General features: G+C 73.2%; 21 protein-coding genes and 1 pseudogene. 20 read left to right on the top strand and 2 right to left on the bottom strand.

The genetic code is table 11. The annotated features are described in order from the left end of the window. Nucleotides 1-33: 33 nt before the first annotated feature. Nucleotides 34-2,481, top strand: coding sequence for a [protein-PII] uridylyltransferase (locus JJV70_RS03965; RefSeq protein ID WP_219046274.1), 2,448 nt, complete (start codon nt 34-36; stop codon nt 2,479-2,481). A gap of 131 nt (nt 2,482-2,612) precedes the next feature. After that, entirely contained in the window at nt 2,613-4,184 is a 1,572-nt protein-coding gene (gene ffh, locus JJV70_RS03960; protein ID WP_219046273.1) for a signal recognition particle protein, read from the top strand. A gap of 146 nt (nt 4,185-4,330) precedes the next feature. On the opposite strand, the gene JJV70_RS03955 is transcribed toward ffh, so the two are convergent. Beyond that, on the bottom strand, nt 4,331-5,155 hold the full coding sequence (locus JJV70_RS03955; protein WP_219046272.1) for an SAM-dependent methyltransferase: 825 nt from the start codon (nt 5,153-5,155) through the stop codon (nt 4,331-4,333). Nucleotides 5,156-5,446: 291 nt separating this feature from the next. On the opposite strand from JJV70_RS03955, the gene proS reads away from it, so the two are divergent. From proS to JJV70_RS03870, 17 genes and pseudogenes are all read left to right on the top strand, one after another. Further along, nucleotides 5,447-6,862: a proline--tRNA ligase gene (gene proS / locus JJV70_RS03950; protein ID WP_219046271.1), complete on the top strand. Its 1,416-nt coding sequence runs from the start codon at nt 5,447-5,449 to the stop codon at nt 6,860-6,862. A 229-nt stretch (nt 6,863-7,091) separates the two neighbouring features. Beyond that, the gene (locus JJV70_RS03945) at nt 7,092-7,682 is read left to right on the top strand and encodes a hypothetical protein (RefSeq protein WP_219046270.1); all 591 of its coding nucleotides are present in this window, start codon (nt 7,092-7,094) and stop codon (nt 7,680-7,682) included. A 351-nt stretch (nt 7,683-8,033) separates the two neighbouring features. Next, nucleotides 8,034-8,474: a 30S ribosomal protein S16 gene (gene rpsP, locus JJV70_RS03940; RefSeq protein WP_219046269.1), complete on the top strand. Its 441-nt coding sequence runs from the start codon at nt 8,034-8,036 to the stop codon at nt 8,472-8,474. 2 nt (nt 8,475-8,476) lie between these two features. Continuing rightward, entirely contained in the window at nt 8,477-8,716 is a 240-nt protein-coding gene (locus tag JJV70_RS03935; protein WP_219046268.1) for an RNA-binding protein, read from the top strand. 132 nt (nt 8,717-8,848) lie between these two features. Beyond that, nucleotides 8,849-9,508, top strand: a complete 660-nt coding sequence (gene rimM / locus JJV70_RS03930; RefSeq protein ID WP_219046267.1) for a ribosome maturation factor RimM — start codon at nt 8,849-8,851, stop codon at nt 9,506-9,508. Then, complete coding sequence (trmD, locus tag JJV70_RS03925; protein ID WP_219046266.1) at nt 9,505-10,329, top strand: tRNA (guanosine(37)-N1)-methyltransferase TrmD; 825 nt, start codon at nt 9,505-9,507, stop codon at nt 10,327-10,329. The genes rimM and trmD overlap by 4 nt, the downstream gene beginning before the upstream one ends. 129 nt (nt 10,330-10,458) lie before the next feature. Next, entirely contained in the window at nt 10,459-10,809 is a 351-nt protein-coding gene (rplS, locus tag JJV70_RS03920) for a 50S ribosomal protein L19 (protein ID WP_219046265.1), read from the top strand. Nucleotides 10,810-10,959: 150 nt separating this feature from the next. Next, entirely contained in the window at nt 10,960-11,661 is a 702-nt protein-coding gene (gene lepB, locus JJV70_RS03915; RefSeq protein ID WP_219046264.1) for a signal peptidase I, read from the top strand. After that, nucleotides 11,654-12,361: pseudogene (lepB, locus tag JJV70_RS03910) on the top strand (signal peptidase I); the annotation flags it as partial. The gene lepB (JJV70_RS03915) and the pseudogene lepB (JJV70_RS03910), both read left to right, overlap by 8 nt. 283 nt (nt 12,362-12,644) lie before the next feature. Further along, the gene (gene lepB / locus JJV70_RS03905) at nt 12,645-13,622 is read left to right on the top strand and encodes a signal peptidase I (RefSeq protein WP_308294673.1); all 978 of its coding nucleotides are present in this window, start codon (nt 12,645-12,647) and stop codon (nt 13,620-13,622) included. A gap of 269 nt (nt 13,623-13,891) precedes the next feature. Beyond that, nucleotides 13,892-14,635, top strand: coding sequence for a signal peptidase I (gene lepB / locus JJV70_RS03900; RefSeq protein ID WP_219046262.1), 744 nt, complete (start codon nt 13,892-13,894; stop codon nt 14,633-14,635). A gap of 39 nt (nt 14,636-14,674) precedes the next feature. Continuing rightward, nucleotides 14,675-14,998, top strand: a complete 324-nt coding sequence (locus JJV70_RS03895; RefSeq protein ID WP_219046261.1) for a DUF2469 domain-containing protein — start codon at nt 14,675-14,677, stop codon at nt 14,996-14,998. A gap of 144 nt (nt 14,999-15,142) precedes the next feature. Next, nucleotides 15,143-15,517 (top strand): YraN family protein, encoded by a 375-nt coding sequence (locus tag JJV70_RS03890; RefSeq protein WP_219046260.1) that lies wholly within the window; start codon nt 15,143-15,145, stop codon nt 15,515-15,517. 1 nt (nt 15,518) lies between these two features. Beyond that, nucleotides 15,519-17,138, top strand: coding sequence for a YifB family Mg chelatase-like AAA ATPase (locus JJV70_RS03885; RefSeq protein ID WP_219046259.1), 1,620 nt, complete (start codon nt 15,519-15,521; stop codon nt 17,136-17,138). Further along, nucleotides 17,135-18,385 carry a DNA-processing protein DprA gene (dprA, locus tag JJV70_RS03880; protein WP_219046258.1) on the top strand — a complete coding sequence of 417 codons (1,251 nt, stop codon included), beginning with the start codon at nt 17,135-17,137 and terminating at the stop codon, nt 18,383-18,385. Before JJV70_RS03885 ends, dprA begins: the two co-directional genes overlap by 4 nt. A gap of 283 nt (nt 18,386-18,668) precedes the next feature. Continuing rightward, nucleotides 18,669-19,511 (top strand): RNA polymerase sigma factor WhiG, encoded by an 843-nt coding sequence (gene whiG / locus JJV70_RS03875; protein ID WP_219046257.1) that lies wholly within the window; start codon nt 18,669-18,671, stop codon nt 19,509-19,511. A 93-nt stretch (nt 19,512-19,604) separates the two neighbouring features. Beyond that, a complete protein-coding gene (locus tag JJV70_RS03870; protein ID WP_219046313.1) occupies nt 19,605-20,144 on the top strand; it encodes a TetR/AcrR family transcriptional regulator in 540 nt (179 codons plus the stop codon). Between the two features lie 141 nt (nt 20,145-20,285). Here JJV70_RS03870 and JJV70_RS03865 read toward each other — a convergent pair whose 3' ends face one another. After that, nucleotides 20,286-20,924 carry a murein hydrolase activator EnvC gene (locus JJV70_RS03865; protein WP_257573319.1) on the bottom strand — a complete coding sequence of 213 codons (639 nt, stop codon included), beginning with the start codon at nt 20,922-20,924 and terminating at the stop codon, nt 20,286-20,288. 317 nt (nt 20,925-21,241) lie between these two features. Between JJV70_RS03865 and rpsB the strand changes: the two genes are divergently transcribed. Further along, complete coding sequence (rpsB, locus tag JJV70_RS03860; RefSeq protein WP_219046256.1) at nt 21,242-22,153, top strand: 30S ribosomal protein S2; 912 nt, start codon at nt 21,242-21,244, stop codon at nt 22,151-22,153. Nucleotides 22,154-22,237 lie beyond the last annotated feature (84 nt).

The following is a 22,237-nucleotide window of genomic DNA, read 5'->3' as shown; positions in this document are numbered from 1 at the left end:
CAGGGCACGAACACCAACGACGGGAACGCAGGCATGAGCGTGCAGGGCGAGACCACCTCCGACGAGGGCTACGCCGCCTCCCGGCTGCGGCTGCTGCGGGGCGCCGAGCCGGGCCCGGCACGCCGCACGGCGCTGGCCACGCTCACCGACACCTGGCTCACCCACCTGCTCGCCCAGGCCACCCCCGGCCACCCGCCCGCCGGTATCGCGCTCGTCGCCGTCGGCGGATACGGACGCCGCGAGCTGTCCCCGCGCAGCGACCTGGACGTGCTGCTCCTGCACGACGGCACCCTGGACCCGGCCGACCTCGCCAAACTCGCCGACGGCATCTGGTACCCCGTATGGGACCAGGGCCTGGCCCTGGACCACTCCGTCCGCACCCCGGCCGAGGCCCGCAAGACCGCCGCGGACGACCTCAAGGTGCAGCTCGGCCTGCTGGACGCCCGCCACCTCGCCGGGGACGCCGCGCTCACCGCCGTCCTGCGCACCGAACTGCTCGGCCAGTGGCGCGCCCACGCCCCGCGCCGGCTGCCCGAACTGCGCGAACTGGGCCAGGAGCGCGCCGAGCGGCACGGCGAACTGCAATACCTGCTCGAACCCGACCTCAAAGAGGCCCGCGGCGGCCTGCGCGACGCCACCGCCCTGCGCGCCGTGGCCGCCTCCTGGCTGGCCGACGCCCCCCGCGAGGGCCTGTCCGCCGCCCGCGCCACCCTGCTGGACGTGCGCGACGCCCTGCACCTGAGCACCGGCCGCGCCACCGACCGGCTCGTCCTGCACGACCAGGACCAGGTAGCCGTCGAACTCGGCATGCACGGCGCGGACGCCGTGCTGCGCCAGGTCTACGAAGCCGCCCGCACCCTCACCTACGCCCAGGACGTCACCTGGCGCGAGGTGCACCGCGTCCTGCGCGCCCGCACCGCCGGGCACCGCCTGCGCGCACTGGTCGGCGCCCGCACCCCCCGGGGCGCAGCGTCGCGCACCCCGCTCGCCGAGGGCGTGGTCGAGCAGGACGGCGAGGTGGTACTCGCCCGCACCGCCCGCCCCGACCGCGACCCGTGCCTGGTGCTGCGCGCGGCGGCCGCGGCCGCCCAGGCCGGGCTGCCCCTCGCGCTCGCCACCGCACGCCGCCTCGCCCGGGACGCCGCGCCGCTGCCGGTGCCCTGGCCCGCCGAGGCCCGCGAACTGCTGGTCACCCTGCTCGGGGCCGGTCCGCCCATGGTGCCGGTGTGGGAGGCGCTGGAGGCCGAGGGCCTGGTCACCGCGCTGCTGCCCGACTGGGAGCGGGTGCGCTGCCGCCCGCAGCGCAACGCCGTGCACCGCTGGACGGTGGACCGGCACCTGATCGAGGCGGCCGTACAAGCCGCCGCGCTCACCCGGCGCGTGCAGCGGCCCGACCTGCTGCTGGTCGGCGCGCTCCTGCACGACATCGGCAAGGGCTGGCCGGGCGACCACTCGATCGTGGGGGAGACCATCGCGCGCGACATGGCCGCCCGCATCGGCTTCGACCCCAAGGACGCCGCCGTGCTCGGCGCGCTCGTCCGCCACCACCTGCTGCTGATCGACACCGCCACCCGCCGCGACCTGGACGACCCGGCCACCGTCACCGCCGTCGCCCAGGCCCTCGGTGACCCGCGCACACTGGAGCTGCTGCACGCCCTGACCGAGGCCGACGCCCGCGCCACCGGGCCCGCCGCCTGGTCCGCCTGGCGTGACCGGCTGGTCACCGACCTCACCCGGCGCACCGCCGCCGCCCTCACCGGCGGCACGCTCCCGCCGCCGTCCCGCGACGCGCCCGCCGAGCTGGACGCGGACGCCGAACGGCTGGCGGTGGAGGCGTCCCGCACCCAGGGTCCGGTGCTCGCCCTGCACGCGCGGCCGGAGGGGCCCGCTGGCCCCGGAGCGGAGGGCGGTGCGCCCATCGGCGTCGAGCTGCTGGTCGCGCTGCCGGAACACCCCCGGGCCCTGTCGGCCGCCGCCGGGGTGCTGGCGCTGCACCGGCTGACCGTGCGCTCCGCGGACCTCACCGCCGCCGATCCCGCAGGCGCCGGGCCGGTGCTGCTGCTGCGCTGGCGCGTCGCGGCCGAGTACGGCTCCCTGCCCCACCCCGACCGGCTGCGAGCTGACCTGCGGCGCGCGCTGGAGGGCACCTTGGACGTGGCCGCCAAGCTGGCCGAGCGCGAGAAGGCGTACCGTGGCAGGCGGCGTGCCGCCCCGGCGCCGCCGCCCCGCGTCACCGTCGCCCCGGACGGCTCGCAGCGGGCGACGGTCATCGAGGTGCGCGCCCAGGACGCCTCCGGCCTGCTGCACCGCATCGGCCGTGGGCTGGAGGAGGCGGGCGTCACCGTGCGCAGCGCGCACGTCAGCACGCTGGGCGCCAACGCCGTCGACGCCTTCTACGTCACCGCCTCCGACGGCACGCCGCTGCCCGGTCCGGACGCCGCCGGGCTGGCCCGCGCGCTCCAGCACGCACTGGGCGGCTGACCGCCACCCCCGGCGTACGGATACCCTTGGTCGGTGCGTGCCGCGACGCCCGGGCTGGGCACCGCCCCAGCCAGGACACCGCGGTACGTCCCGACCGCCGGCACCGATGTACGTGAGGATTCGCGACCGCTGTGTTCGACACTCTCTCCGATCGCCTCGCAGCAACCTTCAAGAACCTCAGGGGCAAGGGCCGCCTGAGCGAGGCGGACATCGACGCCACGGCGCGCGAAATCCGCATCGCCCTGCTGGAGGCCGACGTCGCGCTGCCCGTCGTGCGGGCGTTCATCAAGCAGGTCAAGGAGCGGGCGCAGGGCGCCGAGGTCTCCAAGGCGCTGAACCCCGCCCAGCAGGTCATCAAGATCGTCAACGACGAGCTGGTGGGCATCCTCGGCGGCCAGACCCGGCAGCTGCGCTTCGCCAAGCACCCGCCCACGGTGATCATGCTCGCCGGTCTCCAGGGCGCCGGCAAGACGACGCTCGCCGGCAAGCTCGGCCGGTGGCTTCAGGGCAAGGGCCATACGCCACTGCTGGTGGCCTGTGACCTCCAGCGCCCCAACGCCGTCGGCCAGCTCACCGTCGTCGCCGAGCGCGCCGGCGTCGGCATCTACGCCCCGGAGCCGGGCAACGGCGTCGGCGACCCGGTGCGGGTGGCCAAGGACTCGATCGAGTACGCCAAGACCAAGCAGCACGATGTCGTCATCGTCGACACCGCCGGCCGCCTGGGCATCGACCAGGAGATGATGCGGCAGGCCGCGGACATCCGCGACGCGGTCCGTCCCGACGAGGTGCTCTTCGTCGTGGACGCGATGATCGGTCAGGACGCCGTGCACACGGCCGAGGCGTTCCGCGACGGCGTCGGCTTCGACGGCGTCGTGCTGTCCAAGCTCGACGGTGACGCCCGCGGTGGTGCGGCGCTGTCCATCGCCCACGTCACCGGGCGCAAGATCATGTTCGCCTCCAACGGCGAGAAGGTTGACGACTTCGACGCCTTCCACCCCGACCGGATGGCCTCGCGCATCCTCGGCATGGGCGACGTCCTCAGCCTCATCGAGAAGGCCGAGCAGACCTTCAGCCAGCAAGAGGCCGAGCAGCTGGCCGCCAAGCTGGCCAAGGGCCCCAAGGAGTTCACCCTCGACGACTTCCTGGCCCAGATGGAGCAGGTCAGGAAGATGGGCTCCATCTCCAAGCTGCTCGGCATGATGCCGGGGATGGGCCAGATCAAGGACCAGATCAACAACCTCGACGAGCGCGACGTGGACCGCACGGCGGCCATCATCAAGTCGATGACGCCCGGCGAGCGCCACGACCCCACGATCATCAACGGCTCCCGCCGCGCCCGCATCGCCCGCGGTTCCGGCGTGGACGTCAGCGCGGTGAAGTCCCTGGTCGAGCGGTTCTTCGAGGCACGCAAGATGATGTCGCGGATGGCCCAGGGCGGCGGCATGCCGGGGATGCCCGGCATGCCGGGGATGCCGGGCATGGGGGGCGGCGGTGCGAAGAAGAAGGGCAAGCAGCCCAAGAAGGCCAAGGGCAAGCGCCAGTCCGGCAACCCGATGAAGCGCCGCCAGGAGGAGCAGGCCGCCGCCGCACGCCGCGACGGCGACGGCGACGGCCCCAACGCCTTTGGGCTCCCCGGCGCGGGGCAGTCGCCGGAGGACTTCGAACTCCCGAAGGAGTTCAAGGACCTGCTGCCCCCGAAGTAGACCGCCGGGCACCGGACGGGCTGCCCCCGCTCAGCGGTAGCCCGTCCGGTGGCGGCCGAAGGGACGGCGACGCCGCTTTGGGGCGGGTTCCGGCAAAGAAGCGGAACAGGGTTTCCACTCCTGAGGTGCGGGCGCCCGCCCGCACCTCACACGCGGGCGATCACGTACCGGAACAGGTTCGGCAGCCACACCGTGCCGTCGGCCCGCACGTGCGGATACAGCGCCTCGCTCAGCTCCTTGCGCACCTGCACCTCGTCCGTCGCCCGCACCGCCGCCGCGTAGAAGCCCGTGGACAGCAGCCCGCGCACCGCGCTGTCCAGGTCCGCGTAGCCGAACGGGCACGACACCCGGCCCGAGCCGTCGGGCCGCAGTCCGGCCTGCCGGGCCAGGTTCTCCAGATCGTCCCGCCCGCGCGGCTGCCAGCACGCCCCGTGGTGCGGCGGCTGGGCCAGCCGGGCCGCCACCCGCAGCGCCGGCGCGGCCGCGCACCGCTCGGCCGGGCCCCAGTCGGCCAGGACGACGGCACTGCCCCGCTCCGCGTGCCGGGCCGCGACCGCCAGCGTGGCCGCCCGGGGCCGCGCGTCAAACGCGGTGACCAGGTTGTACGGCCCGCCCCCGGCCTGACCGGCGTGCCCGCCCCGCCCCGCGTCCGGTACGAGGGCCGTCGGGCCGCCGTGCGCCAGCCGCACGGTGTGGGGCCGCCCGCCCCGCTGCGGCTCGCCCAGCAGCCGGGCCCGCGCCAGGGCGAGGCGGTCCGCATCGGTGTCCACGCCCGTCACCTGGGCTCCACGGCCCGCCGCCAGCAGCAGGGCCAGGCCGGAGCCGCAGTTCAGGCCGAGCAGCCGGGTGTGCGCCCCCACCTCCAGCCGGTCGTAGACCGCCTCGTAGAGCGGGACGAGCATCCGCTCCTGGATCTCCGCCCAGTCACGGGCTGCGCGAGGAAGGTGCTGAGGCATGAACGTAGCTGTCATCACAGGCGCCCCTATCCGGTCCGCGTCCGTCTTCGGCTTCTGGTGCTGCTGGCTGTGCCGGGTGGTTCCTGCCGGGCGCTGAGCCCGCTCCCCGAGTGGGCCGCTCCTGCCCCCGCCGGAGCCGCGTTCCTCACGCCAGGGAACTACCGCTTGCCCGCCGCGTCCAGTGGAGGAGGCAGACGGAAGCACCAGATCTCACCGCGCCCAGAAGACGCCCGCGGCGCGGTGAGACAAGGCGGTGCGGGGGTATCGATTCACGCTTGGGCGCCGGGCCGCCGTAACATGCCCGCCATGGCAAAGGCTCCCGTACTCACGCCCCAGGCGGACGACTTCCCGCGCTGGTACCAGGACCTGATCAGCAAGGCCGAACTGGCCGACAACGGGCCGGTGCGCGGCACCATGGTCGTGCGACCGTACGGGTACGGGCTCTGGGAGCGCATGCAGCAGGAGATGGACGCCCGGATCAAGGCCGCGGGCGCCCAGAACGCCTACTTTCCGCTGTTCATCCCGCAGTCCTACCTGACGCGGGAGGCCGAGCACGTCGAGGGCTTCGCCCCGGAGCTGGCGGTGGTCACCCACGGCGGCGGCAAGGAGCTGGAGGAGCCGGTCGTCGTCCGGCCCACCTCCGAGACGATCATCAACGAGTACTTCTCCAAGTGGGTGCAGAGCTACCGTGACCTGCCGCTGCTGATCAATCAGTGGGCGAACGTGGTGCGCTGGGAGATGCGTCCGCGCGTTTTCCTCCGAACGAGTGAGTTCCTGTGGCAGGAGGGCCACACCGCGCACGCCACCTACGAGGACGCGCGCGACTACGCCGCCCGCATCCACCGCGAGGTCTACGCCGACTTCATGGCGAACGTCCTCGGCATCGACGTCGTGCTGGGCCGGAAGACGCCCAAGGAGCGCTTCGCCGGAGCGATCAACACGCTCACGCTCGAAGCCATGATGCGTGACGGCAAAGCCCTGCAGATGGGCACCAGCCACGAGCTGGGCCAGAACTTCGCCCGCGCCTTCGACACCCAGTACCTGTCCCGGGACGGCGACCGCCAGCTGGTGTGGCAGACCTCCTGGGGCACCTCGACCCGCATGGTCGGCGGCCTGATCATGACGCACGGCGACGACAACGGCCTGCGGGTTCCGCCCCGGCTGGCGCATGTGCAGGCCGTGGTGCTGGCCATCAAGGGCGACGACGCCGTGCTGGCCAAGGTCCGCGAGGTCGGCGACAAGCTGGCCGCGGCGGGCGTGCGCGTCGAGGTTGACGACCGCACCGACACCCCCTTCGGCCGCCGCGCCGTGGACTGGGAGCTCAAGGGCGTCCCGGTCCGCGTCGAGATCGGCCCGCGCGACCTGGAGAGCGGCACCGCCATGCTCGCCCGCCGCATCCCCGGCGGCAAGGAGCCGGTGCGGCTGGAGGCGCTGCCCGAACTGCTGCCAAAGGTGCTGGAGGACGACCAGGCGCAGCTGCTGCGGGAGTCCCGCGAGCGGCGCGAGGCGAAGACAGCCGACGTCCGCACGATCGAGGAGGCCGCCGAGGCCGCCACCTCCGGAGGCTGGGCCCGCCTGCCGTGGGCCGACCTCGGTCCGCAGGGCGAGGCCAGGCTCGCCGAGCAGGCCGTGACCGTACGCTGCCTGGTGGGCGAGGACGGCTCGGTGCCGGAGTCCGACGACGCCCCGGGGACCCTCGCGATCGTCGGCCGCGCGTACTGACGCACTGCCGTGCGCCGGTAGCCGGGGCATGGTTCCGTGCGGGTGCGGGCAGGGCACGTGCCCGCACCCCCGGGCGCTGTGGTATCGCGTGATGCGGCCTCCGGGTGAGCCCGTCTCCGCAGGTGGCCGGCGGGGCGGGGGCCGGGGCCGGAACTGACTGGTACGTGCAAAATATTTCGAATGGCCCCGGAATCGGAACACTCGGCCTGGTCCGCTCGTTGTTCACGACGTGAGCACGACACCACCAGTTCTCGCCGCCGAGCTGGCAACCGCGTGGGCTGACATCCAGCGCCACCACGCGGAGCTGCCAGACCTGGCCGCGCCTGAATCGCTGATCGGGGAGTCCTCGTCCGCCTGCGGCGCGGAGCTCTCCTTCGAACGCCTGCTCCACGAGGCCGTCCACGGAGTCGCCGCCGCGCGTGGCATCCGGGACACCTCACGCGCGGGCCGCTACCACAACCGCCGTTTCCTGACGATCGCCGAGGAGATGGGCCTGGAGCATGCCGAGGAACCGCATCCGAGCAGCGGTTTCTCGCTCGTCACGCTGACGCCGCAGGCGCGCAAGCGCTACCGCGCCACGGCCGAACGGCTGCAGCGTGCCCTTCGCGCCCACTCGGCGGCCACCCGCACCGACACCGGCCATTCCTTCCGGGGCCCGGCCGCCCGCCACGGCTCGTCCGGCGGCGGGGTGCGGGTCAAGGCCGTCTGCGCATGCGGGCGCAACGTCCGCGTCGTGCCCTCGGTGCTCGCGCAGGCGCCGATCATGTGCGGAGCCTGCGGCAAGCAGTTCCGCATCCCCGAGGTGATGGCCGTGAGCTGACGCCGGACTGCGCAGGCACCCGAAAACGGCGGACCCCCCTCGCCTGCCGTTTCCCCGCCACCCGTCGTACCGCCCCCACCTTCACCCGCACGAGCGACGCCATCGCTCGCCCGCCGGCCAGGCCCGGCGGGCGGGCGGTGTGCTCGTGCACGGGTTCCGAAACCGGGTTGTCCCCGCGCGCCTTCCCGCGTCCGCCGCCCTCGCCAGCGTGTGGCAGAATGGACCGCTGAACTCGGCAGCCGCGCGGACCCTCTCTCCTGCGGCTGACGCGTCCACCGGGCATCCCGCTCCCACTACCCCACGTGGCGCCGCGTCGAGCCCACCACGTCAAGACCAGGAGACACCACACCCGTGGCAGTCAAGATCAAGCTGAAGCGTCTGGGCAAGATCCGTTCGCCTCACTACCGCATCATCGTCGCCGACTCCCGCACCCGCCGGGACGGCCGGGCCATCGAGGAGATCGGTCTGTACCACCCGGTGCAGAACCCCTCCCGCATCGAGGTTGACAGCGACCGCGTCCAGTACTGGCTGGGTGTCGGCGCGCAGCCGACCGAGCCCGTCATGGCGATCCTCAAGGTCACCGGTGACTGGCAGAAGTTCAAGGGCCTGCCCGCCCCCGAGCCGATGAAGGTCCCGGAGCCGAAGGCCGACCGCAAGGCGCTGTTCGAGGCCGCCGCCAAGGAGTCCGGCGACGAGCCCAAGGGTGAGGCGATCACCCCGAAGGCGAAGAAGGCCGACAAGGGTGCCGAGACCGGGGCCGAGGCCCCGGCCGCCGAGTCCACCGGGGCCTGAGCATGCTGGAAGAGGCCCTCGAACACTTGGTCAAGGGCATCGTCGAGCATCCCGACGAGGTGCAGGTGGCCTCGCGCAACCTGCGCCGCGGGCGCGTGCTGGAGGTACGGGTTCACCCCGACGACCTCGGCAAGGTGATCGGCCGCAACGGCCGCACCGCCCGCTCCCTGCGCACCGTCGTGGGGGCGCTCGGTGGCCGCGGCATCCGCGTCGACCTGGTCGACGTTGACGCCGTCCACTGAGCGACAACACAGCACCGGCACGGGCCGGGAACGGCCTCGCCGTTCCCGGCCCGTGTGCGATCGCCCCCACCTCCACCGGACCGTCACCGCCGGACCCGACCACCACCACCCGGGGAACGAAGGAAACAGCACGTGCAGCTGGTAGTCGCGCGGATCGGCCGCGCCCACGGCATCAAGGGCGAGGTTACCGTCGAGGTGCGCACCGACGAGCCGGAACTGCGGCTCGCACCCGGCGCGGTGCTGGCCACCGAGCCCGCCCACGCCGGTCCGCTGACCATCGAGCACGGGCGGGTACACAGCGGCCGCCTGCTGCTGCGCTTCGAGGGCGTGGCCGACCGCTCCGCCGCCGAGGCGCTGCGCAACACCCTGCTCGTCGCCGAGGTGGACCCGGACGAACGTCCCGAGGACCCCGAGGAGTTCTACGACCATCAGCTCATCGACCTGGACGTCGTCACCCGCGACGGCACCCACGTCGGCCGCGTCAGCGAGGTCGCGCACCTGCCCGCGCAGGACCTCCTGGTCGTAGGGCGACCCGAGGGCGGCGAGGTGCTGATCCCGTTCGTCACCGAGATCGTCCCCGAGATCGACCTGACCGGGCAGCGGGCCGTCATCGACCCCCCACCCGGTCTCCTGGGCGACCTGGAAGACGACGAGGGCGCACCCGCGCCCGAGGGCCAGCCCGGCGCCGGGGGCCGCGCCGCGGGCGACGACACGGGCGGCCACCAGGGCACCGACGGCCACGGCGGCAGCGAGGGCGGCGGCAGCGAGGGCGGCGGGAACGGCGCGCGATGAGGCTCGACGTCATCACGATCTTCCCCGAGTACCTGGAGCCGCTGAACGTCTCCCTCGTCGGCAAGGCCCGCGCCCGTGGCCAGCTCGATGTCGGCGTCCACGACCTGCGTGCCTGGACGCACGACCGGCACCACACCGTCGATGACACCCCCTACGGCGGCGGCCCCGGCATGGTGATGAAGCCCGAACCGTGGGGCGAGGCCCTGGACGCGGTGATCGACGCGGGCCGGGACGCCGGACAGGCGCAGCCGCCGGTCATCATCGTGCCCACCCCCAGCGGACGCCCCTTCACCCAGGAACAGGCCGCCGACCTGTCCGCGCGGCCATGGCTGGTGTTCACCCCGGCCCGGTACGAGGGCATCGACCGCCGCGTCATCGAGGAGTACAGCGCGCGGTACGAGGTGCGCGAGCTGTCCATCGGGGACTATGTCCTCGCCGGCGGTGAGGCGCCGGTGCTGGTCATGGCCGAGGCCATCGTCCGGCTGCTGCCCGGCGTGCTCGGCAACGCCGAGTCCCACCGCGACGACTCCTTCGCGGCCGGTGCCATGGCCGACCTGCTGGAAGGACCCGTCTACACCAAGCCGCCCGCCTGGCGCGACCGCACGGTGCCCGGCGTACTCGTCGGCGGCCACCACGGGAAGATCGCCCGCTGGCGCCGGGACCAGGCGCTCGCCCGCACCGCCGCCCACCGCCCCGACCTGATCCGGCGCTGCGACCCGGCCACCCTCGACCAGCACGACCTGCGCACCCTGGCCGAGCTGGGCTGGACCCTGACCGACGAGGGCCGATTTGGGCGGGCCGCACCGCGCGTGGAAGAATGAGCGGCTGGCTCACGGCCGGACGGGCGACCCTGCCACAGGGGGACCGACGCCCGCCCCGCCGGGCCACCCGAACCAGCCACCACCATTTCCGCCGTTGACCTGTGGCACCGGCGAGGAAAGCAGACGAATATGTCCCAGCTTCTCGACAGCGTTGACGCGGCGTCGCTGCGCAGCGACATCCCGGCGTTCCGCCCGGGCGACACCGTTGACGTCCACGTCCGCGTCATCGAGGGCAACCGCTCCCGGGTCCAGCAGTTCAAGGGCGTGGTCATCCGCCGCCAGGGCTCCGGCCTGCGCGAGACCTTCACGGTCCGCAAGGTGAGCTACGGCGTGGGCGTGGAGCGGACGTTCCCGGTGCACACCCCGATCGTGGAGAAGATCGACGTCGTCACCCGCGGCCAGGTGCGCCGCGCCAAGCTGTACTACCTGCGCGAGCTGCGCGGCAAGGCGGCGAAGATCAAGGAGAAGCGCGAGAACTGACCAGCCTCGCGCTGACTGGTTTTCCAGGCGTTCCCGGCGGCCGGGCCCATCCCCTCGCGGATGCGGCCCGGCCGCCGTGTCGTTGCCGCCGGTTAGGCTCAGCGGCAGCCCCGCGCTCCGCCCCTGTTCGCAGCCTCCAGAAAGCGGCCCATGACCGACATCTCCCGCACCACGGCAGCCCGCCGCGCCGCACTGCGCACCGGCCGCTACCTGCGGGCCCGCGGGCGGCGGACGGCGCTGTGGGCGGGCGCGGTCGTCATCGCCCTGGCTCTGGTCAGCGTCTTCGTGGTGCAGCCGTACGTCGTCGCCAGCGGCTCCATGGAGAACACACTGCGCGCCGGGGACCGGGTGCTGGTCAACAAACTCGCCTACCGTTTCGGCAACGAACCGCGGCGCGGAGACGTTGTGGTATTTGACGGAACAGGTACGTTCGCCCCCCAGGGCAAGAGGGAGAATCCGCTCACGCGCTTCCTGCGCACCACGGGGGCGGCCTTGGGGGTGACCGACCCGCCGGGCAGCGACTACGTCAAACGTGTGGTCGGCATCGGCGGAGACCGGGTCACCTGCTGCGACGAGCAGGGGAGGATCGAGGTGAACGGGAGGCCGCTGGCCGAGGAGTACCTGCACCCCGAGGGCGGCGCCCAGCGCGCCTCGTCCGTCGACTTCGACACCATCGTGCCCGAGGGCAGGCTGTGGGTGATGGGCGACCACCGCGCCGTCTCCAGCGACTCCCGCGACCACCTGGGCAGCCCCGGCGGCGGCACCGTCGCCACCGGGGACGTCATCGGCCGGGTCGAGTGGACCGGCTGGCCGCCCGCTCGCTGGACGGTGCTGCGGAACGGCCATGGGTAGGCGTGGCCGCCCGCGCTCGGCGGGTCGCTCAGCCATCCGCTCAGCGACCCGCCCGGCCGGGCACAGCCGCCCGGCTGGCAGGGCGCTGGCGGGGGAGGGCCGGGCGGCCCGGCGCCGGGCCGCCCGCCGCGTCCGCCGCCGCCGGCGGCTGTCGGCCACCAAGGAGATCCCCCTCCTAGTCGGCGTCGCCCTCCTCATCGCACTGGTGCTGAAGACGTTCCTCGTCCAGGCCTTCGTCATCCCCTCCGGTTCCATGGAACAGACCATCCGTATCGACGACCGGGTGCTGGTGGACAAGCTCACCCCCTGGTTCGGCGCCGAGCCCGCCCGCGGTGACGTGATCGTCTTCGAGGACCCGGGCGGCTGGCTGGAAGATGAGCAAGCGCCCGGCTTCGGGGACGACCCGCCGGTCATCAAACAGGGGAAGGAACTGCTGACGTTCATCGGCCTGCTGCCCTCCGCGGACGAGCAGGATTTGATCAAACGCGTCGTCGGCGTCGGCGGCGACCGCGTGGTCTGCTGCGACCCGGACGGCCGGGTCACCGTCAACGGCACCCCGCTTGACGAGCCCTACCTGCATCCCGACAGCAAGCCGTCCGACATCACCTTCGACGTGAGCGTGCCCCCCGGCAGGCTCTTCGTCATGGGCGACCACCGGTCCAACTCCGCCGACTCCCGCTTCCACCTCGACGACCCCGGAGAAGGCACCATCCCGGAGGATCTGGTGGTGGGCGAGGCCGTGGTCATCGCCTGGCCCGTGTCGCACTGGGCGCGCCTGGGCGAGCCGGACACGTACGCTTCAGTACCGGAGGCGGGTGCTCCGGCGACCAACGCCGTAGCGCACGCCACCGCGGCAGACGAACAGACCGAACAATTCCGGCCCGCCCCGACCCCTGCGGAACTCACGCTCGTTATCGGAGTGGCAGGCTCGCTCTGGGCGAAGGGCGGGCGGCGGTACGGCGTGAGGAGAGAGCGTGGGGGACGTGGCGGTCGGCGCCCGGTCCGGGTCCGGTGGAGACGAGCCGGAGAGGCGGCCCGAGCAGCACGGCGAACGGGCCGCGGACCCGGCCAGCGAGCGCGGCGCGGGAGCCACCGGCGCGCAGGCGGCAGGACCCCCCGGGCACCCCGGCATTCCTGAGGCCCGGGGCGACGAGGGAACGGATCTCGCGAACGGCGGCGGCGGGGAGGGCGATGGCGGCGAGGGTGGCGCCTCCCGCCCGCGCGGCGGCAAGCAGCGTTCCTTCTGGAAGGAGCTGCCGCTGCTCATCGGCATCGCCCTGGTCCTCGCCCTGGGGATCAAAACCTTCCTGTTGCAGGCGTTCTCCATCCCCTCCGACTCGATGCAGAACACCCTGCAGCGCGGCGACCGGGTGCTGGTGGACAAGCTGACACCCTGGTTCGGTGCCGAACCCGAACGCGGCGAGGTCGTCGTCTTCAACGACCCCGGCGGCTGGCTCGACTTCCCGCCGCCGGAGCCCAACGCGTTCCAGCAGGCCCTCAGCTGGGTCGGCCTGATGCCCTCGGCCGACCAGCAGAACCTCATCAAGCGCGTGGTCGGCGTGGAGGGCGACACCGTCGAGTGCCGCCGCGACGGCCAGGTCACGGTCAACGGTGAGCCGCTGGACGAGTCCGCCTACCTCTACCCCGGCAACACGCCGTGCGGAGACCGCCCCTTCGGGCCGCTGGAGGTACCCGAAGGCCACCTGTGGGTGCTGGGCGACCACCGCCAGAACTCCCAGGACTCCCGCTACCACCCCAACGGCCCCGGCGGCGGTGCCGTGCCCGTCGAGGACGTCGTCGGCCGCGCCGTCGTGATCGCCTGGCCCATTGACCGGTGGGGCACCCTGGCGGTCCCCGAGACCTACGACCAGCTCGCCGCTGCCGCCCCGGCCGCCCTCGGCCTCCTGGGCACCGTCCCCTTCGCCCTCTGGCGCCGCCGACGGCTGTCCGACGCCGCCTGAGCCCGGGCCCGTGCGGTCGCCCGGCGCTGTCCGGGTACGGCGGCGTTCCGCACGCGGACGGGTTTGCTGGTGCCGCCGTCCGCCCATGCTGCTGTGCGCGGGCCCGTCCGCTGGAGGGTGACGGCCACGCGGGCGCCGTACGGCCTCCTGCGGCGCGGCCTCCCGTGGCGCCGGGCGGCGGGCCCGCGGGGCTGACCCGGCGCCCTCCCGCCGGTAGGGTGCGCCCCGGGACAGGACCACAGCGACGGGACCAGACCAGGGAGCACCGGTTGAGCACGACGGCGACGAGGAGGCAGGCCACCGCCCGGTCCGCCGCACGCCACAGCCCGGGCAGCGTCCTGTCCTCCGTCGCCGTGGCCCTCGGCTCCGTGCTGTTCGCCGGCGCCTTCGTATGGGCCGCGCTCCTCTACCGCCCGTACGCCGTGCCGACGGACTCGATGGCGCCCACGATCGCCGCCGGTGAACGCGTGCTCGCCGAACGCGTCGATGGTGACGCGGTGCGCCGTGGGGACGTCGTCGTCTTCGAGGACCCGACGTGGGGCGACCTGCCGATGGTCAAGCGCGTCATCGGCGTCGGGGGCGACACGGTCGCCTGCTGCGACGCCGACGGCCGCCTCACCGTGAACGGCACGCCGGTACCCGAGCCGTACCTGTCCGGCTCCGGCCCCGCCTCCGGCACCGGCTTCACCGCCCAGGTGCCGAAGGGCTCGCTGTTCCTCCTGGGCGACAGCCGGTGGAACTCGGTCGACTCCCGCAACCACCTCGCCGGTGACACCCAGGGCGCCGTCCCGCGCTCGGCGGTCCGTGCCCGCGTGGACGCCACGGCCTGGCCCCTGGAACAAGCCGGGCTCATCCAGCGGCCCGCGGGCTTCGCCCAGCTGCCCGGCGGCGTCTCCGAACCCGGCCCGCTGCCGCTCCAGCTGGCGGCCGTCGCCGTGGGTGCCCTGCTGATCCTGGGCGGTGCCGCCTATGGTCCCGTCGCGCGGCGCGCCGGACGGGGCCAGCGGCGCTGACGCACAATGGGGGAACGCACGGCTGAAGGGGAACACGCCATGAGCGCCGAGGACCTCGAAAAGTACGAGACCGAGATGGAGCTCAAGCTCTACCGGGAGTACCGGGACGTCGTCGGCCTGTTCAAGTACGTGATCGAGACCGAGCGGCGCTTCTACCTCACCAACGACTACGAGATGCAGGTGCACTCGGTGCAGGGCGAGGTGTTCTTCGAGGTGTCCATGGCGGATGCCTGGGTGTGGGACATGTACCGTCCGGCCCGCTTCGTCAAGCAGGTACGCGTGCTCACCTTCAAGGACGTGAACATCGAGGAGCTCAACAAGAGCGACCTCAGCCTCCCCGAAGACTCCGGCTTCAGCGGCTGACCCGCACCCCGCCACCCACACGCACCACACCGTCACCCACCCGAGTGGCCCGGTTATCCACAACCAGGCGGTTGTCCACGGTTTCTCCCCAAGATCCACTTCTTGTTCCCCGAGCCGCGAGAGTCGGGCGCGGAGGTGGACGTGATGAACGCACGGGAAGCACTCGGCCGCTACGGGGAGGACTTGGCGGCCCGCCGGCTGCGCGAGGCCGGAATGGCCGTCCTGGAACGCAACTGGCGGTGCCGGGACGGAGAGATCGACATCGTGGCCCGGCAGGGCGACGCGCTGGTGATCTGCGAGGTGAAGACGCGCAGCGAGAGCCGCTACGAACACCCGATGGCCGCCGTGACACCGCGCAAGGCCGCCCGGCTGCGCCGCCTGGCCGCCCGCTGGCTCAGCGAGCGCTGGATGGTGCGCTACGGCAGGCCGCCCACCGGGGGCGTGCGGATCGACGTCGTCGGCGTGCTGCTGCCCCGGCGCGGCGCACCCCTCGTGCAGCACGTGCGGGGGGTGGCCTGACATGGGATTCGCCCGCACCTGCTCCGTCGCGCTGGTCGGCGTCGAAGGCGTGCTCGTGGAGGTCCAGGCCGACCTCGAACCCGGCGTCGCCACGTTCACCCTGATCGGCCTGCCGGACAAGTCGCTGTCGGAAAGCCGGGACCGGGTCCGCGCTGCCGTGGTGAACTCCGGCGTCGACTGGCCGCAGATGAAACTCACCGTGGGCCTGAGCCCCGCCGCCGTACCCAAGGGCGGCTCCGGGTTCGACCTGGCTGTGGCCTGTGCCGTCCTGGGCGCCACGGAACGCATCGACATGCGCCGCCTCGCCGGCGTCATGCTGATCGGCGAACTGGGCCTGGACGGCCGCGTGCGTCCGGTGCGCGGCGTCCTGCCCGCCGTGCTGGCCGCCGCCGACGCCGGATACCGCCAGGTGGTGGTGCCCGAACAGGCCGTCTCCGAAGCCCGCCTGGTGCCCGACATGGCGGTGCTGGGCGTCCGCAGCCTGCGCCAGCTCATCGCCGTCCTCGCCGACGAACCGGTCCCCGACGAAGAAGGGACCCGTGAAGACGGCGTGCCCGACCTCGGGCTGGCCGGACTCGCCGTCCCCGGAGCCGGGCTCGGCACCGGTCCGCCCGCCCTCACCCGCCCGGTTGACCTCGCCGAAGTCGCCGGCCAGGCTGCCGCCCGCCGAGCCCTGGAGATCGCCGCAGCCGGACGCCACCACCTGTTCCTCAAGGGACCGCCGGGAGCGGGGAAAACCATGCTCGCCGAACGACTGCCCGGCCTGCTGCCCGAGCTCACGCCCACCGAGTCCCTGGAGGTGACGGCCGTGCACTCCGTCGCCGGTGTGCTGCCGCCCGGCCAGCCCCTGGTCAACCGACCCCCGTACTGCGCACCCCACCACTCCGCGAGCATGGCCGCCCTCGTCGGCGGCGGCACCGGCCAACCCCGCCCCGGAGCCGTCTCCCTCGCCCACCACGGCGTGCTCTTCCTGGATGAAGCCGCTGAATGCAGCGCCCGCGTGCTGGACGCACTGCGGCAACCCCTGGAATCGGGACACATCACCGTTGCCCGCGCCCAGGGCATGCTCCGGCTGCCCGCCCGCATCCTGCTCACCCTCGCCGCGAACCCCTGCCCCTGCGGACGCCACGGCACGCTCGCCGGTGGCTGCGAGTGCCGCCCGGCCGCCATCCGCCGCTACCGCTCCCGCCTGTCGGGCCCCCTGCTGGACCGCGTGGACCTGCGTGTATCGGTCGAGCCCGTCGCCCGCGCCGAACTCATGGCCGTCGGGCGAAACACTGAGCCTCCCGAGAACACCGCTACCGTCGCCGCCCGGGTACTGGCCGCCCGCGAACGCGCCGCCGCCCGGTACGCGGACATGCCGTGGCGCACCAACAGCGAAGTCCCCGGGCACGAACTGCGCACCCGCTGGCAGGTCGCCCCCGGAGCCCTGCAGCGGGCCGAGTCCGACATGGAGCGCGGTCTGCTCACCGCCCGCGGCCTGGACCGCGTGCTGCGCGTCGCCTGGACCGTCGCCGACCTCGCCGGCCACCCGCGTCCCACCGCCGGCGACGTCGACTGTGCTCTGCATCTGCGCACCGGCGTCCACCGTGGCACCCCCCTGGCGGGAGCTACCAGGTGAGCGGCCCGGAACCGCAGCCCACGCCCACGCCCACCGGCGCACCACCGGCCGGACCGGGCAGCGAAGCCACCGAAGGAACATCCGCCAGAGCGGACGATGGGTGCTCCTTCGGCGGCACCGCCACGGCCGAGCGACTGGCGCGGGTGGCGCTGAGCCGGACGCTCGAACCCGGGGACGAAGCCGCCGGCGGCTGGCTCACCCGCTACGGCCCGGAGGAAACCGTGCGGGCCCTGGCAGCGGACACCCCGCTCCCCGGCGTCAGCCCACAGCGCTGGACCGGGCTGCGGCTGCGAGCGGCCGCAGCCCGCCCCGAAGCCGACCTGGCCACCGTCGCCGCACTCGGCGGCCGCTTCGTGTGCCCAGGCGACCGGGACTGGCCGGTCCAGCTCGATGACCTCCAAGCCGCCCGCCCCGTGGGCCTGTGGCTGCGCGGCGCCGGGTCCCTGCGGCTGGCGGCGCTGCGGTCCGTCGCCGTCGTCGGTGCCCGGGCCTGCACCGACTACGGCTCCCACGTCGCCTCCGTCCTCGGCGCCGACCTGGCCGAGCGCGGCTGGACGGTGGTCTCCGGCGCCGCGTACGGGGTGGACGGCGCGGCACACCGGGGCGCCCTCGCCGTCACGGGGGCCACCGTCGGAGTGCTCGCCTGCGGCGTTGACGTCGCCTACCCACCGGGCAACGGCCGCCTGATCGACCGCATCGCGAGCCAGGGCCTGCTCCTCGCCGAGCTGGCACCCGGTGAACACCCCACCCGCCCCCGGTTCGTGCTGCGCAACCGGGTCATCGCCGCCCTCACCCGCGGCACCGTGGTCGTCGAGGCACAACTGCGCAGCGGCTCCCTGGTCACCGCCCGCTGGGCGGAGAAGCTGGGACGCCAGACGATGGGCGTGCCAGGCGCCGTGACGTCCAGTTGCTCCTCCGGGGTGCACCGACTGCTGCGCGGCGGAGCACACGTGGTGACCAGCGCCGCCGAGGTGATCGAGCTCATCGGGGCCATCGGAGAACTCGCCCCCGAACCCACCGGTCCGGTACTGCCGCGTGACCTGCTGCACCCGGCCGCCGCCCGGGTGCTGGAAGCCCTCCCAGCGCGGGAGGCGGTCACCATCGCCTGGCTCGCCCGGGCCTCTGGCACCTCCCCGGAGCAGACCAGCGCCCGGCTCGGCGAGCTGCGCTCCCTCGGCTACGTCCACCGCACAGGAGGGCGCTGGCAATTGACACCGGCGCGCCGACGCCACCCCAACAGGCGATGAAACGGTGCTTGACCTGGGGCGACTGAGTGAAAGGGTGAACCCATGGCGGCTGAATGGCGGATACCGCAGACGCGGCGCGACACCGGCGAGCGAGCGCGCCGTACCACGCGGGTGCGGACCGAAGAACGTATCTGCGCATTCCAGAACCGCCACGCATCGCCCATCGCGTTCGCGTGATCACGCTACGCTCGCAAAGTTCTCCTTCTCCTGTCGCTCTCCCCGCTCCCCGCCCGTATCGCCACGCGTCCGGCACGCGCTCACAGCAGAACGGCTCCAGGTAGGCATGCACCACCACACCTCCGGGACCCCCCGCACGGTCACGGCGCCGCGCGCCGCGGCCGAGGCGCGGGGGAACCTCGCCGCTCCCAGCTCCCTGGAGCAGCTGTGGCGCTCCTACAAGGACACCGGGGACGGACGGCTGCGAGAGCAGCTGATCCTGCACTACTCGCCGCTGGTCAAGTACGTGGCCGGGCGCGTCAGCGTCGGCCTGCCCGCCAACGTCGAGCAGGCCGATTTCGTCTCTTCCGGGGTCTTCGGCCTGATCGACGCGATCGAGAAATTCGACCCCGACAGGTCCATCAAGTTCGAGACCTACGCCATCAGCCGCATCCGCGGTGCGATGATCGACGAGCTGCGGGCACTGGACTGGATTCCCCGCTCGGTCCGGCAGAAGTTCCGCGCGGTCGAGCGCTCCTACGCCACCCTTGAGGCCGCACTGCGCCGCACCCCGACCGAGAGCGAGGTCGCCGCCGAGATGGGCGTCCCCGTCGAAGAGCTGCACGCCGTCTTCAGCCAGCACTCGCTGGCCAACGTCGTCGCACTGGAGGAGCTGCTCAACGTCGGCGGCGAGAGCGGTAACCGGCTCAGCCTCATGGACACCCTTGAGGACACCGCCGCCGACAACCCCGTGGAGGTGGCCGAGGACCGTGAACTGCGCCGCCTGCTCGCCCGCGCCGTCAACGCGCTTCCCGAACGTGAGAAGACCGTGGTGACGCTCTACTACTACGAGGGTCTCACCCTTGCGGAGATCGGCGAGGTACTCGGTGTCACCGAGAGCCGGATCAGCCAGATCCACACCAAATCCGTGCTGCTCCTGCGCGCCAAGCTGGCCGAAGTGGGCCGCTGAATCGTCCCTCCGCCCCCTGACGTGGTCCACACCAGGGCCTATCGTGGGGGCGTGCCCAGGATTCGAGCGGCCACCGTGGCCGAGCACCGGACCATGCAGCGCGACGCCCTGCTGGAGGCGGCGCGCACCCTGCTGTCCGAGGGCGGCACCGAGGCGCTGACCTTCCCGGCCCTCGCCGAACGCACCGGCCTGGCCCGCTCCTCGGTCTACGAGTATTTCCGCTCCCGCGCCGCCGTGGTCGAGGAGCTGTGCGCGGTTGACTTCCCGGTCTGGGCCGCCGAGGTGGAGACCGCCATGGCTGGCGCATCCACCCCCGAGGCGAAGATCGAGGCGTACATCCGCCGCCAGCTTGCCCTTGTCGGCGACCGGCGGCACCGCGCCGTGGTGGCCATCTCGGCCAGCGAACTGGACGCCAGCGCCCGCGAGAAGATCCGCGCCGCACACGGCGCCCTCATCGCCATGATCGTCGAGGCCATCGAAGCGCTGGGCCACCCCGCACCCCGACTCGCGGCGATGCTGCTGCAAGGAGTCGTCGACGCCGCGGTCCGCCGCGTCGAACTGGGCGCCGCCGAGGACCCCACCGCCATCACGGAAGCCGCCGTAACCCTCTCCCTCCACGGCCTCACCCCGTAGGGCCTCCCCCCGCCCCCTCCCCCCACCCCTCCCCGCCTCCCGCCCCGGTCGTCTCCTCCTCGGTGGCGCGTGTCGGCTCGTCGGCTGCCCACGGGGTGGCAGCCCACCGGGGCAGCCCCGGGGTACCGCGCGTCGCGCCGGTTACCTCACCCCACCTTCGCGCGGGACCGGGACGCCGGTGAGCGGCAGGAGTACCGACGGCCCCGTGCTCAGCAGCGACAGCGGGTCCTGGTACGCCTCCCCGACGCGCAGGCCCCAGTGGAGGCAGGCGCGTGGGGCGCAGTGCGAACCGGCGGCGGCCAGGGTGCCCAGGGTGTCGCCGGGGACCACGCGGTCGCCCGGGGTCACCGAGGGGCGCAGTGGCTCGTACGTCACCCGGCGGCCGGGCGCGGAGCCGTCAGGCTCGACCGAGACCACGCCGCGCCCCGCGACCGTCCCGGCGAAGACGACGCGGCCGCCGCTCACCGAGCGCACCGGCTGCCCCGCGCGACCGAGCAAGTCCACCCCGCGGTGGCCCGGCGCCCAGCGCACCGGGGGCGGTGCGAACCCTTCGGCGACAAACGCCCCGGTCAGCGGCCAGACGGGCGCCGGGCCGGGATCGGGTGCCCCGGTTCGCGGCACGGCCGCCGAAGGGGCGACCGGCGTTCCGGAAGGTGCCCCCGGTGGGGACGCCCGCGCCGTCGCAGGCGGCAGCCCGGGTGGCGGGACGACCGGTGGCGGAGCCGGCGTCGAAGCGAGCGGCATGACGAGCAGCAGCAGTGCGGTCAGCGAGATCGGCATGGACTTAGCGTGCCGGGCCGGGAGATAACGTGCTGGAGCCTGTGGATTACTCGCCGGTTGTGGACAACGGCGTGTGTCGCTCGCCGTGGGCGCGGTCCCGTACACTTCTGTCGGCGACCCGGGTCACCGGGTTGACTTCGCACGCCCCGCCATCCCGCCGGAGCCTCCGTCGGGCGGCCGCGTATCTCGGTCCTGACCAACCGCCTCCCACCTCGCGTGGACGTCGGCGGGCCGTCAGGCAGGACGCGTCCGGGGCGTCAGGGGCGCCGGCCGCCGGCCGTCGCCGACAACCGAGTACCACACCGAGGAGAACGGCCATGGCCGTCGTCACGATGCGGGAGCTGCTGGAGAGCGGCGTCCACTTCGGGCACCAGACCCGCCGCTGGAACCCGAAGATGAAGCGCTTCATCTTCACCGAGCGCAACGGCATCTACATCATCGACCTGCTCCAGTCGCTGTCGTACATCGACCGCGCCTACGAGTTCGTCAAGGAGACGGTCGCCCACGGCGGCACCGTCATGTTCGTCGGCACCAAGAAGCAGGCCCAGGAGGCCATCGCCGAGCAGGCCACGCGCGTGGGCATGCCCTACGTCAACCAGCGCTGGCTCGGCGGCATGCTGACCAACTTCTCCACCGTGCACAAGCGGCTGCAGCGCCTGAAGGAGCTGGAGCAGATCGACTTTGAGGACGTGGCCGCCTCCGGCCTCACCAAGAAGGAGCTGCTCGTCCTCTCCCGCGAGAAGGCCAAGCTGGAGAAGACCCTCGGCGGTATCCGCGACATGCAGAAGGTGCCCAGCGCCGTCTGGATCGTGGACACCAAGAAGGAGCACATCGCCGTCGGCGAGGCGCGCAAGCTCAACATCCCGGTCGTCGCGATCCTGGACACCAACTGCGACCCGGACGAGGTTGACTACAAGATCCCGGGCAACGACGACGCGATCCGCTCCGTCACCCTGCTCACCCGCGTGATCGCCGACGCCGTCGCCGAGGGCCTCATCGCCCGTTCCGGTGCGGCCGAGGGCAAGGGCGGCGCGGAGCAGAAGTCCGCCGAGCCGCTGCCGGAGTGGGAGCGCGACCTGCTGGAGGGTGGCGAGAAGGCCGCCGAGGCGAAGGCTGAGGGCGAGACCGAGGCCAAGGCTGAGGACAAGGTCGAGGCCAAGGCTGAGGACAAGGCCGAGGGCCAGCCCGCCGAGCAGGCGCAGACCGAGGCCCCGGCCGAGCAGGCCTGACGCCCCAGTCCCAGCGCGAGCAGCGCACCGGCCGCACGGCGGGGCGGCACCCTCCGCGCCCGCCCCGCCGTGCGGCCGCACCCA

Source organism: Streptomyces sp. JJ66, assembly GCF_019303495.1.
Lineage (GTDB): Bacteria > Actinomycetota > Actinomycetes > Streptomycetales > Streptomycetaceae > Streptomyces.
The sequence above is the reverse complement of the archived record's forward strand: the minus strand, read 5'-3'. Positions and strand labels throughout refer to the sequence as shown.